Source organism: Mesorhizobium sp. P2_D6, assembly GCF_056404315.1.
Map to the genome: position 1 here is coordinate 120,627 of NZ_JBFUEG010000016.1, position 6,556 is coordinate 127,182.

At 61.2% G+C, this 6,556-nt stretch carries 5 protein-coding genes and 2 pseudogenes; 3 read left to right on the plus strand and 4 right to left on the minus strand.

Translation table 11 applies throughout. The features are described from left to right. Positions 1-122 precede the first annotated feature (122 nt). Complete coding sequence (locus AC1D1L_RS26660) at positions 123-464, minus strand: ArdC family protein (RefSeq protein ID WP_477344293.1); 342 nt, start codon at positions 462-464, stop codon at positions 123-125. Continuing rightward, positions 346-678: pseudogene (locus tag AC1D1L_RS26665) on the minus strand (hypothetical protein); the annotation flags it as partial. The pseudogene AC1D1L_RS26665 and the gene AC1D1L_RS26660, both read right to left, overlap by 119 nt. Between AC1D1L_RS26665 and AC1D1L_RS26670 the strand changes: the two are divergent. Beyond that, positions 642-1,821, plus strand: a pseudogene (locus tag AC1D1L_RS26670) (DUF1173 domain-containing protein). The pseudogenes AC1D1L_RS26665 and AC1D1L_RS26670 sit on opposite strands and share 37 nt — an antisense overlap. Before the next feature lie 897 nt (positions 1,822-2,718). On the opposite strand, the gene AC1D1L_RS26675 reads toward AC1D1L_RS26670, so the two are convergent. Then, on the minus strand, positions 2,719-2,982 hold the full coding sequence (locus AC1D1L_RS26675) for a DNA -binding domain-containing protein (protein WP_199201594.1): 264 nt from the start codon (positions 2,980-2,982) through the stop codon (positions 2,719-2,721). Between the two features lie 493 nt (positions 2,983-3,475). On the opposite strand from AC1D1L_RS26675, the gene groES reads away from it, so the two are divergent. Both groES and groL read left to right on the plus strand, forming a co-directional pair. Next, positions 3,476-3,772, plus strand: a complete 297-nt coding sequence (gene groES / locus AC1D1L_RS26680; RefSeq protein WP_258120471.1) for a co-chaperone GroES — start codon at positions 3,476-3,478, stop codon at positions 3,770-3,772. 65 nt (positions 3,773-3,837) lie between these two features. Then, a complete protein-coding gene (groL, locus tag AC1D1L_RS26685; protein ID WP_477344285.1) occupies positions 3,838-5,493 on the plus strand; it encodes a chaperonin GroEL in 1,656 nt (551 codons plus the stop codon). 600 nt (positions 5,494-6,093) lie between these two features. Here groL and AC1D1L_RS26690 read toward each other — a convergent pair. Next, positions 6,094-6,556 (minus strand): ProQ/FINO family protein (locus AC1D1L_RS26690; protein ID WP_477344286.1); only part of this gene is annotated, 463 nt, incomplete at its 5' end.

The window sequence follows — 6,556 nt, forward strand, 5'->3', positions numbered from 1 at the left end:
GCCGCGATGTCCTATCTATCTGCGTCCCCACAAAGGGGCCGCCCGGTAGCCGTTCCTGGTTGGAGCGTGGCTGTCGCGACACAACGAATGCGCGCGCGGGGGCACTTCAATCTTCGAGGCCGTCACCGGCGCCCGCCATCCGAGGATACGCCCTGAAGCAGGGGCGTCGCCTTCCTTGTCATCAGCATCGCGCCGGCCCGCGCGGAAGCCAGACTGAGCCGTCCCGTGTGCGCCGGTAATCTCTCCCAGGCAAGGGCGGCGCCGGTCCTCACATGCCGGAACCGACACCTGCGCTCCGGCGTCCTGCCATTGTCGATAGGTGTCCACAGGCCATCGCTGTAACCGTTGACGATGGCTGCGACCCGCAGCGCCACGGTGTTGATGCCGCGGCAGCGCCTGCCTGATGCGACGTTGGTCGGGCCGGCGGCGCTGGTTTCCGTTTTGGAACCACGACGCGCCCCAATCACCTGCACCTTCTTCGATTGCAGCGATGATCTCGGCGGTGATGCGCGTGTATGCCGTGGCAAACAGCCCGTTTCGATGGCAAAAGCATGACTCAATGGGCGTGGGGATGCGGCGGCGTCCGGAGCAACGGAGGGCCGCCTCCTCGATCACCTGGTCAGCAAGTCTGAAACCTCGCATTGCCGCCTGATCTACAGGCTGCGCTTGCGGATGCATACCGCAGAAAGCTGCGACCGCCGCTTTGCTTGTGTGCAAAGAGCCCTGCCCGGCGATGTATATTGCGCAGGTTGGCGACCAATACATGGTCAAGCCGATGCCGCTGTCGGGTGGCAGCCATGATCCGTCCTGTTCCTCTTACGAGCCGCCCGACGAACTGTCCGGCCTCGGCGTGCTGATGGGCAGCGCTATCCAGGTCGATTCCGAGAGCGGCATGGCCGAGCTGATGCTGGACTTTCGGCTGTCGAAGGTCGGCACGCGATCTGTGCCGGCAGCTGGCGCCGTAGGCTCGAACAGCGTGGTCGGAGACACCAGGAAACTCTCGCTGCGAGGCCTGCTCCATTGCCTCTGGCACGAAGCGGAGCTGACGGTCTGGACGTCACGATGGGCTGGCAAACGGCATTGGTGGAATATCCGTTGGCACCTCGTCGAGGCCGCTGGCCAGATGACGGTCAAGGGCGGAGCGCCGAAATCCTGTTCGTGCCCGAGCCGTTCCGGTCCGCCGATAAAATCGCGATCGAGCAAAGGCGCGGGCAGGCGCTTGCACCTGCGCTGCCCCCGAAGAGCGGCCCCAGAAAGCTGATGATCCTGGTCGGCGAGGTCAAGGAGTTCAGCCCGGCTCGGGGCGGTCACAAGTTGATCGTCAAGCACATGCCGGGGTTCGTGTTCCTGTTGGATGAGAGTCTTCATCGTCGGCTTCAAACCCGCTTTGAAACCGAGATGGCACTCTGGAGCGCGGATGAGGCATCGCATCTAGTCGCGATTGCCACCTTCGGGTTGACCCCGGCGGGGCTGGCGGTGATCGAGGAAATGGCCATCATGGTCGTGGCGGAGAATTGGGTGCCTTACGAGTCCGCCTATGAAAAGAAGCTGGTCGACGCCCTTGCAAGGACCAGGGAGCGAAGCATGAAAGGACTGCGCTACAATCTACCATTGGACAGGCCAACCGCGACGGCGATATTGCAGACACAGCCGCGGCCGGTTGGCCTTCATATCGTCCCCCCGTCTTCCGATGGCACATAGGAGGAAACGCTGAGCGAACTGATCGCGTCGCGACCGGAGTTCGATTCCTGGATCTGGCGGACGGCCGATAGTGAGATGCCGACTTTGCCTGGTCAGCAAGACGGTGGGCCCGTCATATGAGGCACCGTTCGCGGCCGGTATTTCAGGTACGCTGGTATTATCATCCAATTCGCTCGTCTGAGCGGATATTCCCGGCAAATGATGTATCCGCCCTGGACCACAGAGCGGGTTGCAGTGCGGACGTGCAGGCGATCCCTTCCGGTTCGCAAGTTGGGCGGGTACGCCGTGTTCGTAGCCGCTGATGAGCTTCATCGCCTCTGGCGCGCAACAAAAGGGCCGGGCTTGCAGCACCCGGCCAAGCAAGAGGGCAAAAACCTCCAGAGGGGAACGCGCCGGACGCAATGGGAGGAGAACGCCCGACGCACAACGGCATATAGGTCAGCAAGGATGACATCTCAACGACATGCCAGTAGACCACGAGGCCTGATCATCTTGGTGCACTGAAGCTTGCGAGCCCGGGCGTTTGCCAAAAACCTCATTTCACGTTGCTTTCGGAATTACAAAAGCTCAAGACGGCATGGCTGCATATATCGGTTCCGGCGCCTAGCAGCCGAAACGATTTCCGGGGCGAACGCGTATTAGTAATAGTTTATGACGATACTTATGCTGCCGAGACATTTATTGCCTTCCGCCACAACCATTACTATGTCGCGAGGCTTCGCCTGCTGCCTTCAAGCCAACCGGAGAATTTCATGACAGAAGAAGCCGAGCACAGCCTCAGAACACGGCTTCATCTTCTCCGCCTTAGCTGCGCCGGCCAGGTATGACGAGCGGCCGCCGCTGACCTGCATGGCCACGCCAGACGCATCGGCGCAGCGAACATTCTGCCTGTACGAGCAGCGGAGTTTGACAATGAATAGACGTATCCCGCAGGCCCGGATGTCATGCCATTCTTGTGGCGGACGGCCGTGATCACGTCTGAACAAGCAGCGTGTGTCGCCGCCCGTTCACCCTTATTTACGCGAACAACTCCTTGTAACCGGTGGTCATCATCCAGTTCGCCCGATCGAGATGGCTTCTCGCGGCTTTCCGCGCGCGCACCGGCTCTTCCGCCGGATCGATGCCGAGGATGACCTGCGCCATCTCCTCATAACTGGCATCGTCGGCGGAGGCGTCCAGGAACCTCAAGTAGGTCTTGAAGTGCTCCTTGTCGTAGGCGGTTAGGCTTTCCGACCAGGGGACTTCATCTTTAAGACCTGGTTCAACGTCTGTGTATTTCATCACGATATCGGGCTCCGGAAACTGGTCGAAGATTTCGCTTCGACAGGCTACCCGGACCGAGGGGAATATCATCCTCAAGGCGACATTCCGATCATCGTCGGCAAGAGCCCGCTCGAAGCGAGAAACGCTCCTTTGGCGATGCAACTCCAGGTTAGGGATGAATTGCAAAAAGCTCAAGACTGTTCGGCTCGCCGTCGATTCCGGCCGACTGCTCGGCCGTTAATTTCACATAATTTCACATTCCAAATAAGACACAAAAGTCGGCCCAGAGCTGCCGGCCGAAACGCGCTAAGGCATTGGGATGCGCCGCAATGGGGGCCAGGCTTCCGGGCCGATTCCAAATCTTTTGGCTCTTCGGCCGTCCGCTCATCCGTCTTGACCAGGACGAACCTACAGCCTATCTCACCGCCACGTTAGCACTCCCCACTGGCGAGTGCTAACCCAGGCTTCGGCAACGAAGAACCGTTCAACCTCCGCACCAGGGATATCCAAAATGGCAAAGTCGAATTTCCGGCCGCTTCATGACCGCGTGGTCGTTCGTCGGGTCGAATCCGAATCCAAGACCGCGGGCGGGATCATCATCCCCGATACGGCTAAGGAAAAGCCGCAGGAAGGCGAGATCATCGCCATCGGTTCCGGCGCCCGCGACGAAGCCGGCAAGCTCGTCCCGCTGGACGTCAAGGCCGGCGACCGCATCCTGTTCGGCAAGTGGTCGGGCACCGAAGTCAAGCTCAATGGCGAAGACCTTCTGATCATGAAGGAATCCGACATCATGGGCATCATCGGCTGACACGCCGCCGCCCTTCATCCGCACCATCCAATCTGAATTTCGGGCGAAATGCCCAGGAGTTAAACATGGCTGCCAAAGACGTAAAATTCTCCCGTGATGCCCGCGAACGCATGCTTCACGGCATCAACATCCTCGCCGACGCGGTGAAGGTCACGCTCGGCCCCAAGGGCCGCAACGTCGTCATCGACAAGTCGTTCGGCGCCCCGCGCATCACCAAGGACGGCGTCACCGTCGCCAAGGAAATCGAACTTTCCGACAAGTTCGAGAACATGGGCGCGCAAATGATCCGCGAAGTCGCGTCGAAGACCAACGACATCGCCGGCGACGGCACCACGACCGCGACCGTTCTGGCACAGTCGATCGTCCAGGAAGGCCACAAGGCGGTTGCCGCCGGCATGAACCCGATGGACCTCAAGCGCGGCATCGACCTCGCGGTTAGGGACGTCGTCTCGACGCTGATCAAGAACGCCACGAAGATCAAGACCTCGGAAGAGGTTGCCCAGGTCGGCACCATCGCCGGCAATGGCGACGAGTCGGTCGGCAAGATGATCGCGGAAGCGATGCAGAAGGTCGGCAATGAAGGCGTCATCACGGTCGAGGAAGCCAAGACTGCCGAGACGGAACTCGAAGTCGTCGAAGGCATGCAGTTCGACCGCGGCTATCTCTCGCCCTACTTCGTCACCAACGCCGACAAGATGGTTGCCGATCTCGAGGACGTCTACATCCTCCTGCACGAGAAGAAGCTCTCCAACCTCCAGGCCATGCTGCCGGTTCTCGAAGCCGTCGTGCAGACCTCCAAGCCGCTGCTCATCATCTCGGAAGACGTCGAAGGCGAGGCTCTGGCTACGCTCGTCGTCAACAAGCTGCGCGGTGGCCTGAAGATCGCCGCCGTCAAGGCGCCGGGCTTCGGTGACCGCCGCAAGGCCATGCTGGAAGACATCGCCATCCTGACCGGTGGCCAGGTCATCTCGGAAGACCTCGGCATCAAGCTCGAGAACGTCGGCCTCAACATGCTCGGCCGCGCCAAGAAGGTGTCGATCTCCAAGGAGAACACCACCATCGTCGACGGCGCCGGCAAGAAGGCCGAGATCCAGGGCCGCGTTGCCCAGATCAAGCAGCAGATCGAAGAGACCACGTCGGACTACGACAAGGAGAAGCTGCAGGAACGTCTGGCGAAGCTCGCCGGCGGCGTTGCGGTGATCCTCGTCGGCGGTGCGACGGAAGTCGAAGTCAAGGAAAAGAAGGACCGCGTCGATGACGCCCTCAACGCGACCCGCGCGGCCGTGGAAGAAGGCATTGTCGCGGGCGGTGGCGTGGCCCTGCTGCGCGCTTCGGCCAACCTCAAGGCCACCGGCGTCAACTCCGACCAGGCCGCCGGCATCAACATCGTGCGTCGCGCGCTGCAGGCTCCGGCCCGCCAGATCGCGGCCAACGCCGGTGCGGAAGCTTCGATCGTTGCCGGCAAGATCCTCGACAACAAGGGCGCGACCTTCGGCTACAACGCCCAGACCGGCGAGTATGGCGACATGATCGCCATGGGCATCGTCGATCCGGTCAAGGTCGTGCGCACGGCTCTCCAGGACGCGGCCTCGGTCGCCGGCCTGCTGGTCACCACCGAAGCCATGATCGCGGAGGCTCCGAAGAAGGAGGCGGCTGGCGGCGGCATGCCTGCCGGCATGGCTGGCGGCGGCATGGGTGGTATGGGCGGCATGGATTTCTAAGGTCCACGCACCTCAACAATCTCGAGGGCGGCAGCGATGCCGCCCTTTTCCTTGAAGTCGGATCCGGCCGGAAATGTTCGGCGCGTACACCGACCGTATGGCCGTAGTAGCGCTGGTCGTGAAAGCTGGACTAGAAGCGAGCGCGGGCACGGATACGGCGGAGAGCCGCTGGCGTCGGGGCTTCGAAGACAATCAACGATTCGAACCCTTTCATGAGTATGAGGGAGCGGTGGCGAAAACGTGCAATCGGCCTAGATAATGTTCGCACCTCCCCAAGTCGCCGAGAGCATGAGGCAGCAGCGGCCCCTTGCCGTCGAGATCAAACAGAAGCGTGGGCTCGTGAAGCGGCCACAGTCAATCTGGGCCGGCATCGACCTAACTGCCATCCCGAACGATAGAGGTCGCGGCGGTGGCCAGAACGACCATCGGAATAGCATCCGGCCTTCGTTCATCCCGAAGAAGGGTTGACCGACCACTCCGTTTCGCCAGCGCGAATGCGGCAACTCCATTGCGATCGCGGCAATTCGGATTGGCGCAGGGCGCCATGTGCTCCGACCCTGAGGGCTGTCCCGGTCGGCACGACCCATCGCTCAGCGGCGATCAAGTCATCGGTTTTCGGAATGACCGGCGACGCTTCGTCTCAACGACTATGCCGGTCGGGCTGTCGGCCGTATTCTTCGCCTTGTACACGGCGGTTCGCTTCGGTTTTGGTTTGGGTGGCGCTCGAGGCCCTACCCTTGGCTCCGGTGTTTGCTTGCTTTTTTGTTTGTCCTTGCGGGCGCAAAGCAAAGCCTTGGCGGTCGCGGCGTCCGCATCCGAGACCACGCCGGCCGGCTTGCCATCGAGATCAATCCGTGCGGCGCCGGCATCCAGTCTCGCCAAGTATTTGGCCATCTTGGTATACGCCAGCAGGGCTCTCCTCAATTCATCATCGGACAGTTCGCCGTCGAGCACCCGAATGTCATGATGGATGCCGATCTTGAGCGGCCTGGGCGCTTTCGGATTGAACGCCGCAGGCCACTTGGCCGATAGATAGCGGAAAAGCTGTGCAGGCGATTTGCCT

What these genes read in the sequence shown, in the direction of transcription:
- AC1D1L_RS26675 (WP_199201594.1), bottom strand. Translation starts at nt 2,982, where the DNA reads ATGAAATACACAGACGTTGAACCAGGTCTTAAAGATGAAGTCCCCTGG.
- groES (WP_258120471.1), top strand. Translation starts at nt 3,476, where the DNA reads ATGGCAAAGTCGAATTTCCGGCCGCTTCATGACCGCGTGGTCGTTCGT.
- groL (WP_477344285.1), top strand. Translation starts at nt 3,838, where the DNA reads ATGGCTGCCAAAGACGTAAAATTCTCCCGTGATGCCCGCGAACGCATG.